General features: G+C 62.0%; 15 protein-coding genes and 2 tRNA genes. 10 read left to right on the forward strand and 7 right to left on the reverse strand.

Features of this window, described 5'->3' with window-relative positions; genetic code table 11:
* The first annotated feature begins 89 nt into the window (after positions 1–89).
* Complete coding sequence (locus C9F12_RS12075; RefSeq protein ID WP_108133227.1) at positions 90–425, forward strand: zinc ribbon domain-containing protein YjdM; 336 nt, start codon at positions 90–92, stop codon at positions 423–425.
* Positions 426–528: 103 nt separating this feature from the next.
* Here the strand turns inward: C9F12_RS12075 and C9F12_RS12080 are convergent, their stop codons facing one another.
* The 3 genes from C9F12_RS12080 to C9F12_RS12090 form a co-directional block, all read right to left on the reverse strand.
* Positions 529–2,013, reverse strand: a complete 1,485-nt coding sequence (locus C9F12_RS12080; RefSeq protein ID WP_108449039.1) for a YfcC family protein — start codon at positions 2,011–2,013, stop codon at positions 529–531.
* A gap of 449 nt (positions 2,014–2,462) precedes the next feature.
* Positions 2,463–4,103 carry a ShlB/FhaC/HecB family hemolysin secretion/activation protein gene (locus C9F12_RS12085; RefSeq protein WP_240184248.1) on the reverse strand — a complete coding sequence of 547 codons (1,641 nt, stop codon included), beginning with the start codon at positions 4,101–4,103 and terminating at the stop codon, positions 2,463–2,465.
* Between the two features lie 261 nt (positions 4,104–4,364).
* Positions 4,365–7,004 carry a collagen-like triple helix repeat-containing protein gene (locus C9F12_RS12090; protein WP_205254682.1) on the reverse strand — a complete coding sequence of 880 codons (2,640 nt, stop codon included), beginning with the start codon at positions 7,002–7,004 and terminating at the stop codon, positions 4,365–4,367.
* A 378-nt stretch (positions 7,005–7,382) separates the two neighbouring features.
* On the opposite strand from C9F12_RS12090, the gene C9F12_RS12100 reads away from it, so the two are divergent.
* A complete protein-coding gene (locus tag C9F12_RS12100; protein WP_162816468.1) occupies positions 7,383–7,931 on the forward strand; it encodes a hypothetical protein in 549 nt (182 codons plus the stop codon).
* A 695-nt stretch (positions 7,932–8,626) separates the two neighbouring features.
* Here C9F12_RS12100 and C9F12_RS12105 read toward each other — a convergent pair.
* Complete coding sequence (locus C9F12_RS12105; RefSeq protein ID WP_162816469.1) at positions 8,627–9,217, reverse strand: helix-turn-helix transcriptional regulator; 591 nt, start codon at positions 9,215–9,217, stop codon at positions 8,627–8,629.
* 103 nt (positions 9,218–9,320) lie between these two features.
* On the reverse strand, positions 9,321–10,073 hold the full coding sequence (locus C9F12_RS12110; protein WP_108449044.1) for an SDR family NAD(P)-dependent oxidoreductase: 753 nt from the start codon (positions 10,071–10,073) through the stop codon (positions 9,321–9,323).
* A gap of 166 nt (positions 10,074–10,239) precedes the next feature.
* Between C9F12_RS12110 and gltX the strand changes: the two genes are divergently transcribed.
* The 3 genes from gltX to C9F12_RS12125 all read left to right on the forward strand — a co-directional run bounded on the left by gltX (position 10,240) and on the right by C9F12_RS12125 (position 12,225).
* Positions 10,240–11,727, forward strand: coding sequence for a glutamate--tRNA ligase (gltX, locus tag C9F12_RS12115; RefSeq protein WP_108449045.1), 1,488 nt, complete (start codon positions 10,240–10,242; stop codon positions 11,725–11,727).
* 329 nt (positions 11,728–12,056) lie between these two features.
* Positions 12,057–12,132, forward strand: a tRNA-Ala gene (locus C9F12_RS12120).
* 17 nt (positions 12,133–12,149) lie between these two features.
* A tRNA-Glu gene (locus tag C9F12_RS12125) sits at positions 12,150–12,225 on the forward strand.
* Between the two features lie 511 nt (positions 12,226–12,736).
* Here C9F12_RS12125 and C9F12_RS12130 read toward each other — a convergent pair.
* Positions 12,737–13,633 carry an NAD(P)-dependent oxidoreductase gene (locus C9F12_RS12130; protein WP_108449046.1) on the reverse strand — a complete coding sequence of 299 codons (897 nt, stop codon included), beginning with the start codon at positions 13,631–13,633 and terminating at the stop codon, positions 12,737–12,739.
* A 215-nt stretch (positions 13,634–13,848) separates the two neighbouring features.
* On the reverse strand, positions 13,849–15,135 hold the full coding sequence (gltA, locus tag C9F12_RS12135; RefSeq protein ID WP_045992953.1) for a citrate synthase: 1,287 nt from the start codon (positions 15,133–15,135) through the stop codon (positions 13,849–13,851).
* 477 nt (positions 15,136–15,612) lie between these two features.
* On the opposite strand from gltA, the gene sdhC reads away from it, so the two are divergent.
* The 5 genes from sdhC (at position 15,613) to C9F12_RS12160 (ending at position 21,968) form a co-directional block, all read left to right on the forward strand.
* Positions 15,613–15,990, forward strand: a complete 378-nt coding sequence (gene sdhC / locus C9F12_RS12140; RefSeq protein ID WP_045992952.1) for a succinate dehydrogenase, cytochrome b556 subunit — start codon at positions 15,613–15,615, stop codon at positions 15,988–15,990.
* Positions 15,984–16,331 (forward strand): succinate dehydrogenase, hydrophobic membrane anchor protein, encoded by a 348-nt coding sequence (sdhD, locus tag C9F12_RS12145; RefSeq protein WP_045992951.1) that lies wholly within the window; start codon positions 15,984–15,986, stop codon positions 16,329–16,331. The genes sdhC and sdhD overlap by 7 nt, the downstream gene beginning before the upstream one ends.
* A 3-nt stretch (positions 16,332–16,334) precedes the next feature.
* Entirely contained in the window at positions 16,335–18,107 is a 1,773-nt protein-coding gene (gene sdhA, locus C9F12_RS12150) for a succinate dehydrogenase flavoprotein subunit (protein ID WP_045992950.1), read from the forward strand.
* Between the two features lie 12 nt (positions 18,108–18,119).
* Positions 18,120–18,830 (forward strand): succinate dehydrogenase iron-sulfur subunit, encoded by a 711-nt coding sequence (locus tag C9F12_RS12155; RefSeq protein ID WP_045992949.1) that lies wholly within the window; start codon positions 18,120–18,122, stop codon positions 18,828–18,830.
* A gap of 300 nt (positions 18,831–19,130) precedes the next feature.
* Positions 19,131–21,968, forward strand: a complete 2,838-nt coding sequence (locus tag C9F12_RS12160) for a 2-oxoglutarate dehydrogenase E1 component (RefSeq protein WP_045992948.1) — start codon at positions 19,131–19,133, stop codon at positions 21,966–21,968.
* Positions 21,969–21,998 lie beyond the last annotated feature (30 nt).

Raw genomic sequence — 21,998 nt, forward strand, 5'->3', positions numbered from 1 at the left:
CGCCTGACAAGGCTCTCCTTCCATTGGACGACTGGCAATCCAGCGGGGGGCGGAGTACCGTCTTCGCTTTTCCCACCTGCGAGAGTGTCATGAGCGACCTGCCCCCCTGTCCCGCCTGTGAGTCCCCGTACGGCTACGAGGATGGCCATTCCCTGGTCTGTCCCGAGTGCGGCCACGAATGGTCGTTGAACGCCGAGCCCGATGAGAGCGGTGACCAGGTGCGGGACGCCCACGGCAATGTGCTGAGCGACGGCGACAGCGTCACCGTGATCAAGGATCTGAAGGTCAAGGGGTCTTCTTCGGTGGTCAAGGTTGGCACCAAGGTGAAGAACATCCGCCTGGTCGATGGTGACCACGACATCGACTGCAAGATCGATGGCATCGGTGCCATGAAGCTCAAGTCGATGTACGTCAAGAAGGCCTGAATGCGGCCCTTGAGGCGTCGTGCAAGAGCAAACGCCAGCGCTTGGAAAGCGCTGGCGTTTTTTTATGCTCGACTTGCGTTGGTTGCCCTGACGCGATCTGTGCTCAGGTGAGGCTGGCGCCCACGAACAATGTCACGGTGGTGACTCCCAGCGTCATCAGGATATAAGGCAGCGCCCACTTGACGAAGCGCTCGTAGGGTATCTTGGCAAGCGCCAGTCCGGCGACCAGATGGGCGGCGGTGGGGGCGAACATGTTGATCCAGCCGCTGGCGGACTGGAAGGCGGTGACCACCAGTTCGCGATCTACGCCCGAGAAGTCGGCCAGTGGCGCCATCAGCGGCATGGACACCGTGGCCAGCCCTGAAGTCGATGGGATGAAGAAGCTCAGCACGATGTGGACCACGTAGGCCACCACCACGAACAATCCCGAGGACAGGCCGGCTACCGCGCCTTCTGCCCAATTGAGGATGGTGTCGATGATCACGCCGTTGTCCATCACCACATAGATGCCGCGTGCCACGGCCACCACCAGGGCCACGCCGATCAGGTCCTTGGCGCCATCGAGGAAGGTCTCGATGAAGTCGGATTCGGACTGTCGATTGATCAGGGCGATCAGGATGGCAGCGCTCAGGAACAGGGTGGAGAGTTCATCGAACCACCACCACAGGGTCGGAAAAGCCGTGATGCCCATGTCTTCCCAGGGCACGACGCCGTAGACCATGATCCCGAAGGTCATGAAGAACACCGTCATGGTCAGCTTGTGGCGCAGGGTGAACGCCTGGGTCGAGGCGGCCTCCTTGGCCTGAGGGGCGGCTGTCAGATGCAGGTCCGCCAGCACCGAGCGCTGCGGGTCGCGCTTGATCCGCGCGGCGTAGCGCATCACGAACCAGATAGCCAGTGACACCAGGATCACGAACTGCGCCAGCCTGAGGGTGATACCGGCGCCGATCGGCAGGCCGGCGAAGCCCGAGGCGATGCCGGTGGCGAAGGGGTTGACGGTGGAGGCCAGCACACCGGTGCCGGAGCCGAGCAAGATGATGCCTGCGGCCACCATGCGGTCGTAGCCGGCGGCGGTGATCACCGGCAGGATGATGGCCCAGAAGGCGACCGTTTCCTCGGCCATGCCGTAGGTGGACCCGCCGAGGGCAAACAGCACCATCAGTACCGGAATCAGGTACTGCTCGCGCCCGCCAAAGCGCTCGACCACCGCGCCGATCCCGGCATCCAGGGCGCCCGAGCGCATCGTCACCGCCAGGAAGCCGCCGATGACCAGCACGAACAGGGCAACGTCCACGGCCTTGTGGAATCCCTGGATCGGTGCCACCAGCACATCCAAAGGCCCCTGGGGGGAGCTTTCCAGCACCTGGTAGGTGCCGGGAATCGGCAACAGGCGGCCGTCACCCTGATAGTCGAGCACGTCGCTGGCAGCAATGACCTGATCGCTGCCTTCCACATGGTAGTCGTACTTGCCGGCGGGCATGACCCAGGTCAGCACCGCCACCAGCGCGGTGATCACAAAGAGCAGGGTATAGACCGTGGGCATGCGCAGGCTGGAGCGCCGTTTGGAGGAGGTCACTTGCGTTTCCATCTCGGTTTCCTCGTTTCAGAAGGTCATGGTGTAGGCTCTTTTGTTGTCGGTGTGATCAGGGACAGACGGCCCTTGTGTGACCGCCTGTCTTCGAGTCTACGGGCCTCGACAGTCTGCCGGGAGTTGGGTCGGCACAATGCTTGATCCGCTGCAAGGACGGCGACGATGCGGCGAGATGAGAGGTAAATTTGCTGGCCTGGCTCAAGAAATGAGGCGACGCCAATGTTTCACCACACGCGGTCTCGCTGCACGACGAGACACGCGCAGGGTTGTCGTGTGCAGGGCAATAGGAAGTGGCGCTGGGGTCGGCTGACAGGGCCGCTGAAAGGGCGGCCGGGAGGCCGACTGAGCGAGCGGCCGGCCCTGCCGCAAATGAGGGCCTAGGGTCAAGTGATCTGGCCAGGGGCCCGGTGTGGCGGCCCCTGGCGAGTTCATCCATAGCCCAGAGATCAGCCTTCGAAGTTCCAGGTCAGGCGGGCGTTGATGCGACCCTCGCGGCTATCGGTCTCGAGGTCACGATCGCCGATGGGCTCAGCGTATTCCAGGGTGAGGCCGTACAGACGTCCTTTGCCCAGGCTGACGCCGGCCGCCGCCGAAGCCAGGTGGCTATCCGCGTTGCGCTCCTGAAACTCGGTGCGGGCGCCATCCAGCACCAGGTAGGGCTCGACGCGGGAAAGCCAGGCACTATTCACAGGCTGCAGATAGCGTAGTTCCAGCGCCCCGGCGAAACCGTAGTCGCCCTCCGCCTGGCCGGCGTCATAGCCGCGACCGAAGCGTTGGCCACCGTAGTTGCCGCGCTCGGGTTCCGGCAGCGCATCGTCGGAGTAGAAACCGTTGGCGCTGGCGGTAAGGCGCCAGTGATCGCCATACAGGCGTCTGTACTGGGCGTCCAGCTGCCAGCGGGTGAAGTGTAGATCTCCGTTGTCGGCAAGCGGTGTACCGTTGAGCCGGCGCTGCTGCTCGTTGGCCCCCAGATCCATGCCCTGGCGCAGGGCCAGCGAGGCCAGCCAGAACTGCCGTCCACGCTGGGTGCGATAGTTCAGGTCCAGATCGGCGGCCGAATACTCGGACTCCTCGACCAGTTGGTTGAGGGTCTGTTCCTCGAAGCTGAGTGATGTGGTCTTGGTCTCATCGTGGTGACGCAAGGCGCCGCCCAGGGTCAGGCTCGAGGAGCGTGACAGCAGCAAGGGGTAGGACAGCCCCAGGCGATAGCGTTGTCGGTCGGTGTCCTGGTCCAGGTCAAAGAGCCGTCCTTCGAATGGATAAACATCTTCATCCTCACCACGATAGCTGTCGGAGGAGGCAGATAGCGTCAGGCCGTCGTGGCCAATATCGGTACGATAGTCTAGCGCGTAGAGCTCGTTGTCGTTGTCGATGGGCCACAGCCAGGAGAAGCCCAGGCTGTCTCCTCCGGCCGTCAGGCTCTGGGCCGACACCCGATTGATGAAGATGGTGTCCTGCTCGTCGCCACCGCTGATGTTGCCCGAGTAGCCATAGTGATCGATTCGACGCTGTTCGACACGCAGGGTGGTGGCGCCGCTGGGGGTGCGCGGCACCGGTGCCTTCAGGGTCAGGCTGGCACCGGGAATTCGCTCGATCAGCCCGCTGACACGCTCAAAGGTGCTGCGCGTCAGAGGGCGTTCTTCCAGCAATGGCTGGACCAGTTTCTCCACCCGGCCCGCCACGGGGTCATCGTCTACCACGATCTCGGTACGGGCGATATGCCCCTCCACCAGTACGATGCGCACGTTGCCGTCACGAAAGTTGTTGGTCGGCAGGTAGGCGAAGGACAGCGGATAGCCGCCTTCCTGGTAGGCGTCGGTGATCGCCTGGACTTCGGCCTCGATGGCCTCTCGGCTCACGCTCTGCCCGATCATGGCCTGAAGTCCCTGACTCAGTTCGGCCAGATCCAGCACGCTGTCGCCGATGAAGCGCACGTGACGCACGGTGACGTGGGCGGGGATGCCGGCGCTGGCGTCGCTTGGCAGGTCAACCTCGGTTTCTACGCTGCGCTGTTGTGGCGCCAGCCGGCGATTCTCGATGATGTCGTCGACGGTCTCCAGCGTCTGCTGGGCCTGGAGGGGGGACACGGCCAACAGGCTGCCGGCGGCCATCACCAGGGGAAGGTGGCTGTATCGCGAGCGTGGTGGGGAAGGGGGGTGTGTGTGGGGCGTTGGATGCGGCGTAGTGCTTGGCATAGGCTTCCTTGTGGATCCCTGGACGAGGCCCGTCAGGGGGCCTCGAATATTGTTATGAGCAGCGTCTGGACTGGTGTTGAGCATGATTCCAAGAAGAGGCCCGATACCCGCGGGGGTATCGGGCCTGCGTTTACCATTCTGGAGCGGGCAAGATTAGTTCTTGCCCAGAAGGCCTCCTACCAGTCCACCGACGATGCCCTTGTCGCTGCTGGCGTCATCACCGCTGTCCTGGTTGCCGCCCAGGTCACCGGTGAGCTTGTCGGTCACGCCACCGACGGTGTCCAGGGTGCCGCCGACCAGGCCGCCGCTGCTATCGTCACCGCCGAGGCTGCTGGTCAGGCTGTCGGAGACCCCGGACACCAGACCGCCGCCGCTTTCGCTACCGCCGAGGCTGCCGGTCAGGCTGTCGGAGACCCCGGACACCAGGCCGCCGCCACTGTCGCCACCGCCGAGGCTGCCGGTCAGGCTGTCGGAGACCCCGGACACCAGGCCGCCGCCGCTTTCGCTACCGCCGAGGCTGCCGGTCAGGCTGTCGGAGACCCCGGACACCAGGCCGCCGCCGCTTTCGCCACCGCCGAGGGTGCCGGTCAGGCTGTCGGAGACCCCGGACACCAGACCGCCGCCGCTTTCGCCACCGCCGAGGGTGCTGGTCAGGGTATCGGAGACTCCAGAGACCAGGCCGCCGCCACTGTCACCACCGAGCGAGTTGCCGAGCCCGGCGGTCAATCCACCGTCGCCGCCCAGCGTATCGTTGAGTCCGGCGATGAGGTTGCTGTCACCACCTAACTGGCTTCCGAGTCCCGCCTCGAGGCCACCTTGCTGGCCTCCTCCGAGGTCAGAAAGCAAGGCCCCTTCGCCCAGCAGCCCGGCCGATTCCAGCTGACTGAGTCCCTGTCCGTCGAGACGCGAAAGCAGTCGAGCTTCATCACCGCCCAGCAGTCTGCCGGTGTTGGCGGCGATGCCTCCGACACCGCTGACAGCCGCACCCAGGCCAGTGGCGAGGTCATTGCCCTGGCCCAGGCGACCACCCAGACCATCCACCGCAACACCGGTCTGGATCAGCACGCTGCCTACCTCGGGGCCGACCACCAGGGCCTGGCTCAGCTGGGTAACACCGCTATCTGTCTGGATGACAACGGGGCGCAATACCGCTGACACTTCGCGGGTCAGGCCACCAAGGTGCGAGCCGTCGTCGTTGAAGTTCAGTGTCAGCACGTTGCCGGCCTGGGTCACGCCGCCACCAAGGGCCGCGACGCTGCTGCCGAGCTGGGTGATGGCGCCGCTGCGGTTGTCGAGCTGCATGACCAGGGGGAGCTGGTTCAGGTTGCCGACGGTGGCGCCGAGGCTGGATACCACCTCTCCGGTTTCGGATACCGCTACACCGCCGCCGGCCAAGGTGGTCCCCAGAGCGTTGGGATTGTTCGAGAAGTTGCCCAGACCATTGTCGAGTCCGTTGCTGAGCCCGGATACGGCTTGGCCGCCATTGCTGATGACATTGCCCAGTCCGTCGGTGACGAACTCTCCACGTCCTCCTAGACTTTGCTGCGAAATGCCATCGCCCAGGGCGGTGACCGCGTCTCCAGCACCGGCCCCGGTCTGTCCTGCGCTGGCGATGGTGCGTTCCAGGTCGGTGCGGCCGTCTTCAGGCGCGCTGGTATCGCCATCGAGCAGTCCGCCGAGTCCCCCGCCTGAGCCATTGTCGCCTTCACCTCCGCCGAGCAGCTCGCCGGTCGCGATGACGATATTGCCGGTACCGGTCACGCTGTCTCCGGCGCCGCCAAGCAGAGAGTAGCGTTCACCGATACGCTGACCGAGGTCGGCCAGGGTGCCACCGGTGCGTAGCAGCAGGTTGCCGGCCTGGGCCGGCAATACCAGCGCTTGACCGACGCGAGTGACCTTACCGTCTGTGCCCAGCAGCACCGGACGAAGGGCAACACCAAGCTTGGTAGTGGTGGCCCCGAGCACCTCGCTGGAATCCTCGAAATTGACGCTGAGAGCATCGCCTACGCGCTCCACTTTGCCGCCAAGGCCATTGACGGTGGTGGCGAGCTTGGTCACCAGGCCTGTCCGGGCATCGAGTTCCAGCACCACGGGCAGTTCGCCCAGCCCCGCAATGGTGTCTCCTGTCGCCGAAACTGCCTGTCCAAGCTCGCCAACACCGTTGGTCACGCCAGCGGCAGTGGTGCCCAGATAGTTGTCATTGGTGCTGAGGCTGCCGGCACCATCGCGTACGCCGCTCGAGATGTCGCCGACCGCATCGCCCGTTTCGGAGACGATCGTACCTGCAGGCTCGGTGACGCTTGCCATGCGGGGGGCGACACTCTGTTGGGAGATGCCGTTACCGATATCGGACAGGGTTGTATCGACTCCATCACCGGTATCGGCGGTCTTCAGGAAGACGTCTTCCAGCGATGAGCGGGCAATGCCATCGCCGCCATCGCCACCGTCGGATCCATCACCATCGCCATCGCCGCCATCGCCGTCGGAGCCGTCACCATCGCCGCCGTCACCACCGGAGCCATCACCATCGCCTCCATCGCCGCCAGAGCCGTCACCACCGGAGCCGTCACCACCGGAACCATCACCACCGGAGCCGTCACCACCGGAGCCATCACCACCGGAGCCGTCACCACCGGAGCCGTCACCACCGGAGCCATCGTCGCCACCGCTGGTAATCGGGTCCTGGCTGTTACTGGCCAGGGTGCGAGAGTTGCTGGAATCACCAGAGCAGGCGGTCAGGGTCGCCATCGCGCTGGCGAGAGCAATAACGAGTAGTTTTCGTTGCAAAGTCATCGGTTTATACCTCACCTAGTCCGGATGTAATGGTTATCTTGGTGGAAAGGCAATGAAGCTTGTATGGGCTTTCTAAAACTCTTGTAGTTGAATATTTAGCGTAGATGCATCTTTACGCATAATTCCTTTTTATTAGCTTTTTATGGGTTTTAATTGGTGTTTAAGTGTTATAAAGCGTAACGAAAGGTGTTATGAAGTGATTGTGCTGAAGATTGTTTTGAAAAGGGCGGGGCGCTCGGGCGTACACTGAACTAGCACCGTGCTAGGCTCATGTAGCAGCAAGGAGAGGTGATGATGAGCCCTTGGCGTTTTGTAGTAATGTTGGTCGCAGGAGCCATGGTTGCCGGGGTGCTGGCGGCCTGTGATGGAGATTCAACAGTGAGTCAGCCTTCGGAGCAGAGCGGTGAGCGAGACATCGCGTCCGGTTCTGTCGAAAGGGTGACGTCCCGAGCTGATGAACCTGAACCTGAACCTGAACCTGAACCGATGACGGTAGCGGCGCTGGACGAGCCGGTGACGGTATCGCTGGATATCCGGCTGGCGTCGGATCGGCGAATGCATGTGGCGGCCACGACCAACTTGCCGGAAGGCACCAGAGTCCAGCTGCGGGTGGTGCGCGAGGCCAGCAATGTGCGTTGGCAGTCACGCACCGAGGTGCGTGAGGGCAGTGTGGCAGCCGGGCCCTACGGTCCCGGTAGCGGGTTGCCCGATGGCTACTATCGTATCGAACTGGTCACCGCTCCTGCTGACGTGCAGCCCGCCGAGGTCAAGGCGCGGATCGGGCCGAGCGGCGAGCACCTTGGTGGGCCACTGGTTGCCACGTCGGAGCATGGACTGGGCAAGATCATCAAGGCTAGCCAGCGGTTTCTGGTAGGGCAGGAAGTGCGACGAACGCTGGACGATGTCGAAGTGCAGCAAAGCCCCTGACTCAATCCTTGAAAGCAGCCCTTGATAAGTGTCCCGAAGACGCGAACGCAGCAGGAAGTTGTTACAGGCCGCCCGTGGAAGTCGCTTTTGGAAATCGTTTTTGGAAATCGTTCCGGAAACGTGTTCTTGAGAAGTGTTCCTGGCAAAGTTCTTGCGAAAAGTTGTTGAGAAGATGTATCTGAAAAGGCTTTGAGAAGTGTTCTCGGAAAACATGCTTGAGAAAAGTTCTTGGGAAGAGTTCTCGGGGCAACGTTCTTGAGAAGAGTTCTTGGAAAAGACTGAGAACAGTTCTGGAGAAGTGTTCCAGAAAAGCGTCCTGGAAGATGGCTGGAAGCGGACGTCATGTGTCGAACGCGCCTGGACGCCATCGCCGACTTATAAGTAAGAGGGATAAACGGCGCCAGGGGTAAGAAGCTCAAGGGATAAGAAGCTCAAGGGATAAGAAGCGCAAGTGATGAGAAGGGCAGGGGATAAGAAGGGCAGAGGATAAGAAGGGCAAGGCACAGAGAGCGGTGGCGACAAGACTGCCGGGCAGGGCAGAGGCGGCAAGGGACGGTCAGGCCGGAGTGACCGACCTGACCCGTCGGGCTCGCTCTCGGGGCTTGGGCGCCTGGATGGATGATCTGGGTAGGCGAGAGATGAAACGTCAGGCCCGGCCGACTGCTTTTGGTTTCATCTCTGCTTTTCGTCTCACCTCAGGTCGCTGACTCGCTACGCCATAGCGCTACCACCTTGGCCTTGAGGCGCATGCCGCTGTGATAAGGCATGGTGGTGGTCTGGCCCTGGCGCTGAAAGGTCAGTTGCCCGTTGTTGTCCTGTGCGACTCGGCGCAGGTACAGGGTGTCTTCCTCCGCCACAAGATAGAGTCCCGGCTGCCGGAATATCTCGGTCGGAGCCACGGCGGCCAGATCCAGCGGTCCCAGAAAATCGAAGTGCTCATCCGGCGCTGGCGTCACCAGGTGGCAGTCACCGTCCCAACGCTGCTCCGGGATCAGCTCCAGTGGCAGATCGATCCCCTTGTGGGCGACTTCCTGCCAGGGCAGCGGCAGGGTCGATCTCAGGTAGAGGGGAGATGGTCGGCTCGGTTCTCCTTCCAGCAGGTGTGCCAGTGGGCAGTTAAGGGCCTGTGACAGCGCCACCAGGCGTTCATGCCCGATCTGCTTGATGGTGCCGGACTCCCAGTAGGAAATGGTGACGTCAGAGACCCCGACCTGGCGAGCCAGCGCCGCCTTGTTCAAGCCGGCTGCCAACCTCAAAGATTTGATGCGCGGACCCAGCGCGTCCATGGAACCTTCCTGTCGACACATAAAGAGAATTTAGAATACTCATTCATAAGTACCTCTTGTGCAATATCAGGCGTCAACGATATTCGACGGTTCCTATGCCGCACTACCAGGTGATCGGCTCGTTGGCCCAGTCGAAGAAGCCGCCGCTGTCGTCGGGGCCACGCTGCTGCACCATGGTCAGCAGTCGGTCGGCGACAAAGTTGGCGGTGAACAGCTTGTGCTCAGGGACTCGGGCCTGAAAAGGGCGTGACAGCAAGCTGTCGGTGGTACCCGGGTGGAAGCTCAGCACGCAGGACTGGGGATTCAATCGCTTGAGTTCGATGGCAGCGGTTTTCATCAGCATGTTGTGGGCGGCCTTGCTGGCGCGGTAGGCGTACCAGCCGCCCAGGCCGTTATCGCCGATCGAGCCGACCCGTGCCGATAGGCTGACCACGGTGGTGGGATGGGAGCCCTTGAGGTGGGGAAGCAGCGTCTGGAGCATCAAGGCCGGCGTGGCGGCGTTGACCTGAAAAAGGGTCGTCAGGGCGGCTTCGTCGAGGTCCTCCAGGCGTTTCTCGGGCTGAATGTTGCTTGCCTCGTCGTGCAACAGGCCAATGGCGTTGACCACGAGGTGAAGAGGAACGGCTTGGCCAGCAGGGCCGTGAAGGGCTCGACCCAGGTCAGCGCGGCCCTGTGCAGTGGTGACATCGCCTTCGATCGCTTCCAGGCGAGAAGAGGAGGCCTGAAAGGAGGTTCGGCTGACGACGGTCGCCTGCCCCAGCCGTGGGTCGGCGAGCAGTCGATCGACGACGGCGCGACCTATGCCTCCATTGCCGCCGATGACGAGGGCGCGATAGCCGTCGGGAAGTCTGTCCATGTCGCTCTCCTGGCCTGGGTGGGGTGGCAACCTGTTCGAGCCCTGCACGGGGTGACGATTTCAGAGTTTCGCGAATCCCGCCGGGTCCTGCGCAATTGCTTCGTCGGTGCGTATAATGCGCCCACGCCGCCAGCTTGGCTTCAACGACTTCAGGATGCAGGACGTTATGACTGTTCGCACGCGTATCGCCCCGTCGCCCACCGGGGACCCCCACGTAGGAACCGCCTACATTGCCTTGTTCAACCTATGCTTTGCTCGACAGCATGGGGGAGAGTTCATCCTTCGCATCGAGGACACCGATCGTGTTCGTTCCACCGCCGAGTCGGAGCAGATGATCCTCGATTCGTTGCGCTGGTTGGGGCTCGAATGGGACGAAGGACCCGATGTCGGCGGCCCGCATGGTCCGTATCGTCAGAGCGAGCGAGGAGACATCTATGCCGAGCACGCCCAGCGATTGATCGATGCCGGCCATGCCTTCAAGTGTTACCGCACCAGCGAGGAGCTCGACGAGCTGCGTGAGGCGCGCAAGGCCCAGGGGCTGCACCTGGCGCTGAAGCCGGCCGATCTGGCGCTTGATCCCGATGAACAGGCCCGTCGCGAGCAAGAGGGCATGCCCTATGTGGTGCGCATGCAGGTGCCGGAAAGCGGCCCCTGCGTCGTTCAGGACATGCTGCGTGGCGCCATCGAGGTGGACTGGGCCCAGGTGGATGCGCAGATCCTGCTCAAGTCCGACGGCATGCCGACCTATCACCTGGCCAATGTGGTGGATGATCACCTGATGGGGATCACCCACGTGCTGCGTGGCGAGGAGTGGATCAATTCGGCGCCCAAGCACCAGTTGCTGTATGAGTACTTTGGCTGGGACATGCCTGAGCTGTGCCATATGCCGCTGCTGCGCAATCCCGACAAGTCCAAGCTGTCCAAGCGCAAGAACCCTACCTCGATCAACTATTATCGGCGTATGGGATTCCTGCCCCAGGCGGTAACCAACTATCTCGGACGCATGGGCTGGTCCATGCCGGACGAACGAGAGAAGTTCTCCCTCGCCGAGATGATGGAAAACTTCGACATTCAGCGGGTATCGCTGGGTGGCCCGGTGTTCGATCTCGAGAAGCTGACCTGGCTCAACGGTGTCTACCTGCGCGAGGACCTGGACGATCGCGCCTTTCTCCAGGCCTTGATGACCTGGGCCTTCAATGAAGACTATGTGGCGCAGATCCTGCCCCAGGTGCGCACGCGGGTCGATACCTTGTCCGACGTGGCGCCTCTGGCGGGGCACTTCTTCTCCGGGCTGCCCGCCATCAGCGAAGCAAGCTTCGACGGGATCAACCTGGAGCGTGAAGATCTCGTCAAGCTGCTGCAGTTCCTGGTCTGGCGGCTCGAAGGTGTGTCCAGCTGGAACAAGGACGCGCTGCTGGCCGAGATCAAGCTGTTGGGCAGCCACTTCGATCTGAAGATGAAGGTACTGCTGGCACCGGTCTTTATCGCCATCACCGGCTCTTCGTCGAGTACCTCGGTGATGGACGCCATGGCGATTCTTGGCTCCGACATGACCCGCGCCCGCCTGCGTCACGCCATCGGCGTGCTGGGTGGCGTCTCCAAGAAGCAGGCCAAGCGCTTCGAGAAGGAATATCGCGAGCTGCCGGCGGCATGATGAAAAAGATGGGGAGGCCTGCTGGCACCCCATCACCTTGGCATCGCCATGGCGCTTGATACGTTCAGCTCCCCCGCGCCCGCCTGCGTCACGCCATCGGCGTGCTGGGCGGCGTCTCCAGGAAGCAGGCCAAGCGCTTCGAGAAGGCGCGCCGCGAGCTGACCTGAGAAAAAGCGCGAGCTGCCGGCGGCATGATGAAAAAGATGGGGAGGCCTGCTGGCACCCCATCACCTTGGCATCGCCATGTCCGGGGCGCCGAAAAATTTTGGCGCTTCCGGGGTTGACCAAATCTTATGATATCCGTAAGATACGTCTCGTCTTCACGAGATGGGGCCTTAGCTCAGCTGGGAGAGCGCGACACTGGCAGTGTCGAGGTCAGCGGTTCGATCCCGCTAGGCTCCACCAATCTCGTTTCAGGCTGCGTCCCATTCGTCTAGTGGTCCAGGACACCGCCCTTTCACGGCGGGAACAGGGGTTCGAACCCCCTATGGGACGCCACTTCCTGTGCGTGACGTCTGCTCCGCATGGATTCATGCTTTCGCATGAATCGTTGTGAACTCCGTGGTCTCTCCTCTTGTTATCACCATTCGCTTTGTGAGCTCTTCGTGATTTGCACGAAGCCTCAGTTTGCTTGTGGATGGTTTGCAAAAACTGTCTTGTACGGCTTGACAGAACCTTCCTCTTGTCCACCAGTGACGCATTTTTCCCCCGGTCAGCCTCTGCTACGGGGATAACGCCCGTGGTTGCGCGATTTATATTTTTTCCCTTCAAAATCAACGTGTTGCGACAGGTTAAAAATTAACCAATCTAAGCCCAATGCCCAGTTCATGGCGATTCGAGGGCGGTTTCGATAGGTTGTGAACAGGGTTATCCACAGAAAGTGTGGAAAACGCTGGGCGGGGTGAAAGGGGCCTGGGGAGAGAGGGGGATGTTGGCCCATGAGCGCATGCCGGCGCCGCGGGAAGGTCGGGCCAGCAGGAGGGCGCTGGCCCGGCAGGTATGGAAAATGTCAGTCCTTGCGGTCAGACCTTTCGCGCAGACGTCGCAGCAATGAGGACGTGTCCCAGCGCCCACCCCCCATTGCCTGCACGTCGGCGTAGAACTGGTCTACCAGGGCGGTCACCGGCAGGCGAGCCTCCAGCTGACGCGCCTGGTTCAGACAGATATCCAGATCCTTGCGCATCCAGTTGACGGCGAAGCCATGCTCGTATTCGTCACGGATCATGGTCGCGTGACGGTTCTCCATCTGCCACGATCCGGCGGCTCCCTGGCTGATGACCTCGACCACCCGCTCCTGGTCGAGACCCGCTTGCTCGGCAAAATGAAGGCCTTCAGCGAGGCCCTGGACAAGGCCCGCGATGCAGATCTGGTTGACCATCTTGGTCAGCTGTCCAGCGCCGACGCCGCCCATCAAGGTCACGGCTCTGCCATAGTGCTCGAGTACCGGCCTTGCCCTGGAGAAGTGTTCCTCCTGGCCGCCGCACATGATGGTCAGGGCGCCGTTCTCTGCTCCTTGCTGGCCGCCGGAGACCGGCGCATCGATGAAGCCCACATCCTGCTTCTGGCAGGCCTGGTCGAGCTCCTCGGCGAGGCTCGAGGAGGCGGTGGTATGGTCCACCAGGATGGCGCCCTGGGAGAGCGTCGACAGTACCCCGTCGGGCCCGGTGGTGACCTCGCGAACGTCGTCGTCATTGCCCACGCACACCAGTACCAGATCGGCGCCGCTGGCGGCCTCGGCGGGTGTCGCATGATGGCTGCCGTCGAAGCGCTCGCACCACTGCTCGGCCTTGCTTTGGGTGCGATTGTAGACCCGTACCGTCAGTCCGGCTTCGGCGAGATGGCCTGCCATGGGGTAGCCCATGACCCCAAGGCCGATAAAGGCGACGGTGGAGATGTCTCGACTCATGAAAGCGCTCCTTTGTTATTTGCTTCGAAGGGGTCAGCATAGCGCCGGTAGGCGTGTCCGTTCATCCGTTGGGCAAAAAAGTTGAACAAAAAAAGGGCCGCCCCGGAGGGCGGCCCTTTTCATGGTAATGCGACGCGGGATGGTGCGTCTTCTGGCGTGGCGGCGATTCCCTTGCATGGGGCAGCGGGCACCACGCGAATTACCTGGTCGGCGAATTACTTGGACGGGTAGTCGCGCTTGGGATGCCCGGTGTAGAGCTGGCGCGGACGACCGATCTTGTAGCTTTCGCTGATCATCTCGTTCCAGTGCGAGATCCAGCCGATGGTACGGGATACCGCGAAGATGACCGTGAACATGTTGGTCGGGATGCCCATCGCCTTGAGGATGATGCCGGAATAGAAGTCGACGTTCGGGTAGAGCTTGCGCTCGACGAAGTACTCGTCTTCCAGGGCGATCTGCTCCAGGCGCTTGGCGATCTTGAGTTGCGGATCGTCGGCCTTGCCCAGTTCTTCCAGGACCTCGTCGCAGGTCTCTTTCATGACCTTGGCGCGCGGGTCGAAGTTGCGATAGACGCGGTGACCGAAGCCCATCAGCTTGAACGGGTCATCCTTGTCCTTGGCCTTGTCGATGAAGCGCTGGATGTTCTCTTCGGAGTCGTCGCCGATCTCGTCGAGCATGTTGAGCACTGCTTCGTTGGCGCCACCGTGGGCTGGACCCCACAGAGCGGCGATGCCGGCGCTGATGCAGGCAAACGGGTTGGCGCCGGTGGAGCCTGCCAGACGCACCGTGGAGGTGGAGGCGTTCTGCTCGTGGTCCGCGTGCAGCATGAAGATGCGGTCCATGGCCTTGGCGTAGACCGGATTGATCTCGTAGGGCTCGCACGGGTTGCTGAACATCATGTAGAGGAAGTTCTCTGCATAGTTCAGGTCGTTGCGCGGGTAGTTGAAAGGCTGGCCGATGTTGTACTTGTAGGACATGGCCGCGATGGTCGGCATCTTGGCGATCAGGCGAATGGCGCTGATCTCGCGGTCCTTGGCCTGGGTGATGTCCAGGTGGTCATGATAGAACGCCGCCAGGCCGCCGATCACGCCGCACATGATCGACATGGGGTGGGCGTCGCGACGGAACCCCTTGAAGAAGTTGGCGATCTGCTCGTGGACCATGGTGTGGTTGCGCACCCGGTGCTCGAAGTCCTTGTACTGCTCTTCGTCCGGCAGTTCACCGAACAGCAGGGTGTAGCAGAGCTCAACGAAGTTGGAATGCTTGGCCAGTTGCTCGATCGGGTAGCCGCGATGCAGCAGCACGCCGTTGGCGCCATCGATGTAGGTGATGCCGGATTCACAGGAAGAGGTGGCCAGGAAGCCGGGGTCGAAGGTAAAGAGGCCTTCCGCTCCGAGTCCGCGCACGTCAACGACGTCGGGGCCGAGGGTGCCTGAATGGACGGGAAGTTCGACAGGTTTCTCCAGACCATCCACCGTCAGGGTCGCTTTTCTCTCAGCCATGTCAGGCCTCCTTCGTGTTCGATATGGAGCGATACGTTGTCATTTCTCACTAACGTGCCGACGAATAGGGGGTCGCCCGGCAAAAAAGGTTCGCCCACTATAGAAGCGTTCAGGATATTGTCAATTCTCCCATTGAACGCTTGCTGTTGTACTATGCTCATTTAGCAGTATAGGTGTTGTACAGGTTATGGTGCTTTGCATCATAGGCTGTCCTTTTGCGGTGCAGCAACTTGACGAAGTCGCATTTTTATGCAGCTTTGCCGCATTTTCCGACGAAGCGTTCGCCAAATTGCATGGTCATGCCATTTGTCATGGTGGGGGCATGTCCCTATAATTCAGGCCGCGACTGGCAGGAACAGGAGGTCGTGTCCAACTTGTCGAAGGTTGGGTCACGACAGCGCCCTTCCCAAAACCACCGCCCGCTCGGGCCTCTGGCCCGTATGTCGTAGAGTGGGCCAAGAGAGTGTGTAGAGAGCCGTGAATAGCAAACGACCCGTAAATCTGGATCTATCCACGATCCACTTCCCCCTTCCCGCCTTGACGTCGATTACCCACCGGGTCACTGGCGTCATTCTCTTCGTCGGTCTGATCTTCGGCTTCTGGGCGTTGGACGCCTCGTTGTCCTCGCCGGCCGGTTTCGACGCCGTACGCGATGCGCTGGCGCACAACTTCTTCGCCAAGCTGGTGGCCTGGGGACTGTTGTCCGCTCTGGCCTTCCACTTCGTCGCCGGCTGCAAGCACTTCATTATGGACGCCAACATCGGCGTGTCATTGGAAGGTGCGGTGAAAAAGGCGCAGATCACCATCGTGGCGAGCGTTGTCCTGATCATTCTGGCGGGAGTCTGGGTATGGTAACCAACATCACGAGCTTCAGCCGCAGCGGCCTGTCCGACTGGATCATCCAGCGCGCCAGTGCGGTTGTCATGGCGCTCTACACGGTCTTTCTGGTGGTCTATCTGCTGGCTCATCCGCAGCTCGACTATGCCACCTGGAGCGGTCTGTTCGAGCAGACCTGGATGCGAATCTTCTCGTTGCTGGCCTTCGTCTCGCTGGCCGCCCATGCCTGGGTGGGCCTGTGGACCGTGACCACCGACTACATCAAGCCGACCGCCATTCGTGTCGGCACCCAGTCCGTCATCATCATTGCCATCTTCGTGTTCCTGGTCTGGGGCATCCAAGTGCTGTGGGGAGCCTGATACATGTCAACCATGCGTAGTTTGACCTTTGACGCCATCATCATCGGTGGCGGTGGTGCCGGCCTTCGTGCGGCGCTGGAGCTGGCCAAGTCCGGCAAGAAGACCGCGGTGCTGTCCAAGGTCTTCCCGACGCGTTCGCACACCGTGTCCGCCCAGGGCGGCATTACCTGTGCCATCGCTTCCTCCGACCCCAACGACGACTGGCGCTGGCACATGTACGACACCGTCAAGGGCGGTGACTACATCACCGACCAGGACGCTGCGGAATACATGTGTTCCGAGGGGCCGAAGGCGGTGTTCGAACTCGAGCACATGGGCCTGCCGTTTTCCCGTTTCGACAATGGGCGGATCTATCAGCGCCCGTTCGGTGGTCAGTCCAAGAACTTTGGCGAAGGCGGCCAGGCGGCCCGTACCTGCGCCGCGGCCGACCGTACCGGACACGCTCTGCTGCACACGCTGTACCAGAACAATCTGAAAAATAACACCACCTTTCTCAATGAATGGTACGCCGTCGACCTGGTGAAGAACGCCAACGGTGACGTGGTCGGCTGTATCGCCATGGATATCGAGACCGGTGAAGTGGTGCACGTCAAGTCCAAGGCTACCGTGCTGGCCACCGGCGGTTCCGGTCGCATCTATGCCTCCACCACCAATGCCCTGATCAACACCGGTGACGGTATCGGCATGGCGCTGCGTGCCGGTGTGCCGATGCAGGACATGGAAATGTGGCAGTTCCACCCGACCGGTATCCACGGTGCAGGTGTGCTGGTGACAGAAGGTTGTCGCGGTGAAGGCGGCTACCTGGTCAACAAGGACGGCGAGCGCTTCATGGAGCGTTATGCGCCGAACGCCAAGGACCTCGCCGGCCGCGATGTGGTTGCGCGTTCCATGGTCATGGAAATCCTCGAAGGCCGTGGTTGCGGCGAAGACGGCGATCACGTCTTCCTCAAGCTCGACCACCTGGGCGAGGAGGTGCTGTCCAAGCGTCTGCCGGGCATCGTCGAGCTGGCCAAGACCTTCGCCCACGTGGATCCGGCCAAGGAGCCGATCCCGGTGGTGCCGACCTGCCACTACATGATGGGGGGTATCGCCACCAACGTGCATGGTCAGGCGATCGCTCAGGATGCCGACGGCAACGACCAGATCATCAATGGTCTCTACGCCTGTGGCGAGGCAGCTTGTGTCTCCGTGCACGGTGCCAACCGCCTGGGCGGCAACTCGCTGCTGGATCTGGTGGTGTTCGGGCGTGCCGCCGGCATGTACATCGAGAGCGCGCTCAATGAAGGCATCGAGTACCTGGATGCCCGCGAGTCCGACATCGAGACCGCGATGAAGCGCATCACTCGCTGGAACGAGTCCGAAGGCGGCGAGAGCGTGCCTGAGCTCAAGCGCGAGCTGCAGAGCATCATGCAGAACTCCTTCGGCGTGTTCCGCGAAGAGAAGAACATGGTCGAGGGCGTCGAGAAGCTGGCCGAACTGCGTGGACGGATCGCCAACGCCCATCTGGCCGACAAGTCCCATGCGTTCAACACTGCCCGGGTCGAGGCGCTCGAGCTCGACAACCTGATGGAAGTGGCCGAGGCCACCGCCATCGCGGCACTGGAGCGCAAGGAGAGTCGCGGTGCGCACTCCCGCTACGACTATCCGGATCGTGACGACGCCAACTGGCTGAAGCACTCCATGTTCTTCCCCGGCGAGAAGCGGGTCGGCCAGCGCGATGTCAATTTCGCGCCGAAGACCGTCGACAAGTTCGAGCCGAAAATCCGTACCTATTAAGGGGGAGTCAACATGTCCAAGCTTCAGGTATCCCTGTACCGCTACAACCCGGAAACCGACTCCGCGCCTTATATGCAGGAGTTCGAGGTCGACACCCAGGGTCGCGACCTGATGGTGCTGAACCTGCTTGAGATGATCAAGGAGGACGACAGCTCCGTGGCCTTCCGTCGCAGCTGCCGTGAAGGCGTCTGCGGTAGTGACGGCATGAACATGAACGGCAAGAACGGCCTGGCTTGTATCACCCCGCTGTCCGAGGTGGTCAAGAACAACAAGCTGGTGCTGCGTCCCTTGCCCGGTCTGCCGGTCATTCGTGACCTGGTGGTCGACATGGCGCTGTTCTACAAGCAGTACGAAAAGATTCAGCCGTACCTGCAGAATGACACGCCGGCGCCGGCCATCGAGCGCCTGCAGTCTCCGGAAGAGCGCGACAAGCTCGACGGTCTGTATGAGTGCATCCTGTGCGCCTGCTGTTCCACCTCGTGCCCGTCGTTCTGGTGGAATCCGGAGAAGTTCGTCGGTCCCGCCGGCCTGCTGCAGTCCTATCGCTTCCTCGCGGATTCCCGCGACACGGCGACCCAGGAGCGTCTGTCGGAGTTGGAGGATCCGTTCTCCGTATTCCGTTGCCGCGGCATCATGAACTGCGTGGCGGTCTGTCCCAAGGGGCTTAACCCGACTCGGGCGATCGGCAAGATCCGTGAGATGTTGCTGGCGAATGCCACTTAAATCGTGGCGCCGGGCTTGTTATCATGGGCTCGGTCCGGGGCGCGGCATCCTGTCGCGCCCCCGGATGACAGCGTCAGGAGCCGGTGCCATGGGCACCGGCTTTTGAGCATGATGCAAGACCGCTAGGCAGATCGACCGCGGCCCCGATGACCGCGGCAGAACCACCAGGGCGCTCGATGATGGTCAGTGCCAAGGGTGACGATGGGCAGGACGCCTTCCACTGAGGGGCCTGCGCCACGCCCGCGGTAGATCACGAGCATCGAGCCCACTACCACCCCATCAGTGCAGGGTGACCGAGAGATGCAACAAGGCATAATGGAGTTGATGTGGCGCTCCTCTCACGTGACGGGCAGCAACGTCCACTACGTGGAAGCGCTCTATGAGCAGTACCTCGACGACCCTAGCGCCGTCTCCGATGAATGGCGCGATTACTTCGACGAGTTGTCACGCCAGGAAGGCGCCCCGTCCGACGAGACCCCCCTCTCACCGATCCGTGATCAGTTCTATCAGCTTGGCCGCGAACGTCGCACCGCCGTTGCCGGCGCCGCGACCGTCGACAGCGAAGAGAGCCGCAAGCAGGTCAAGGTCCTGCAGCTGATCAACGCCTATCGCTTCCGGGGCCACCAGAAGGCCGACATCGACCCGCTGGGGCTGCGCGATCCGAAGCCGGTGCCTGATCTTGATCTGGCGTTCCACCAGCTGTCCAAGGCCGACCTCGATACCGAGTTCCAGACCGGTTCCTTCTTCCTGGGCAAGGACCAGGCGCCGCTCAAGGAAATCGTCGATGCGCTGGATCGCACCTATTGCCGTTCGATCGGTTGCGAGTTCATGCATATCGTCGACACCGAAGAGAAGCGCTGGCTGCAGCAGCGTTTCGAGTCGGTGCGCTCGGCTCCGGACCATGGTGATGATCGCCGCAAGCAGCTGTTCGAGCGGTTGTCCGCGGCCGAGGGGCTGGAAAGCTATCTGGCCTCCAAGTACCCGGGCACCAAGCGCTTCGGCCTCGAGGGTGGCGAGACCTTCATTCCGATGATGGACGAGCTGATCCAGCGCGCGGGCAGCTACGGCACCAAGGAAGTGGTCATCGGCATGGCCCACCGCGGTCGCCTCAACGTGCTGGTCAACATCCTCGGCAAGAACCCCGGCGAGCTGATCGACGAGTTCGACGGCAAGAAGCTGATCGAGCGCGGTTCCGGTGACGTCAAGTATCACCAGGGCTTCAGCTCCAACGTGATGACGCCGGGCGGTGAGGTTCACCTGGCGATGTCCTTCAACCCCTCGCACCTCGAAATCGTGGCGCCGGTGGTGGAAGGCTCGGTACGCGCACGCCAGGATCGCCGCGACGATGTCGATGGCGGCAAGGTGCTGCCGATCAACGTCCATGGCGATGCCGCCTTCGCTGGTCAGGGCGTGGTCATGGAGACGTTCCAGATGTCCCAGACCCGTGCCTACAAGACTGGTGGCACGGTGCACATCGTCATCAACAACCAGGTCGGCTTCACCACCTCGCATCCTGAGGACGCGCGTTCCACCGAGTACTGCACCGACATCGCCAAGATGGTGCAGGCGCCGATCCTGCACGTGAACGGTGACGATCCCGACGCGGTGCTCCACGTGACCCAGGTGGCCCTGGACTATCGTCAGCAGTTCAAGAAGGACGTGGTCATCGACCTGGTGTGCTACCGCCGCCGCGGCCACAACGAGGCCGACGAGCCCTCCGGCACCCAGCCGATGATGTACCGCAAGATCAAGGACCATCCGTCCTCTCGTGCGATCTACGCCGAGCGCCTGGTCAAGCAGGGCGTGCTGAGCGAAGACGAAGCCAAGGCGGTGGTCGAGAAGTATCGCGATGATCTGGTCGCCGGCAATCACGTGGCCAATGCCCTGGTGCAGGAACCCAACACCTCACTGTTCGTCGACTGGAAGCCGTACCTCGGTCACGAGTGGACCGGGCACGCCGATACCACCTTCGACATGAAGCGGCTCAAGCAGCTCGCCGCCAAGATGTGCGAGATCCCTGATGGGGTGAAGGTGCAGCGTCAGGTGGCCAAGATCTACGATGATCGCCGCAAGATGCAGGGCGGTGGGCTGGCCATGAACTGGGGCTTCGCCGAAACCCTGGCCTACGCCACCTTGCTCGAGCAGGGGCACCCGATTCGCCTGACCGGTCAGGATGTCGGACGCGGTACCTTCTCGCACCGCCATGCGGTGATCCACAACCAGGCCGACGGTTCCACCTACGTGCCGCTTCAGCACATGGCGGACGGTCAGCCGCGCTTCACCATCCATGACTCCTTCCTCTCCGAGGAGGCGGTGCTGGCGTTCGAGTACGGCTACTCGACTACCATGCCCAACGCGCTGGTGATCTGGGAAGCGCAGTTCGGTGACTTCTTCAACGGCGCCCAGGTGGTGGTGGACCAGTTCATCTCCTCCGGCGAGACCAAGTGGGGCCGTCTGTGTGGCCTGACCATGCTGCTGCCCCACGGTTTCGAAGGGCAGGGCCCCGAGCACTCCTCGGCGCGTCTCGAGCGCTTCCTGCAGCTGTGCGCCGAGCACAACATGCAGGTGTGCGTGCCAACCACCCCGGCGCAGATCTATCACCTGCTGCGCCGTCAGGTGATTCGCCCGCTGCGCAAGCCGCTGGTGGTGATGTCGCCGAAGAGCCTGCTGCGCCACAAGGAAGCCACCTCGAGCCTCGAGGACCTCGCCAACGGCAGCTTCAACATGGTGCTGCCCGACCAAGGGCAGCGTGATGCGTCCAAGGTCGAGCGGATCATCATGTGCTCGGGCAAGGTCTACTACGATCTGGCCAACTGGCGCGAGGAGAACCTGCGTGACGATGTAGCGATCGTGCGCGTCGAGCAGCTCTATCCGTTCCCCAAGGAAGAGCTGATCGAGACGCTCAAGGACTACAGCGGCGTCACCGACATCGTCTGGTGTCAGGAAGAGCCCCTGAACCAGGGCGCCTGGTATTCCATGCAGCACAATCTGCGCATCGTCGCCGATTCGCTCAAGGACGGCCTGGGCGGTCAGCTGAAGTTTGCCGGACGTCCGGCATCGGCGGCTCCCGCGGCGGGCTACATGTCCGTTCACACCGAACAGCAGCGCCAACTGGTGGAAGACGCCTTCAATCTCTAAGGCGACCATCGGGAAGAGAGAGAACACTAA

It is taken from the genome of Halomonas sp. BN3-1, assembly GCF_003056325.1.
Classification (GTDB): Bacteria; Pseudomonadota; Gammaproteobacteria; order Pseudomonadales; family Halomonadaceae; genus Halomonas; species Halomonas litopenaei.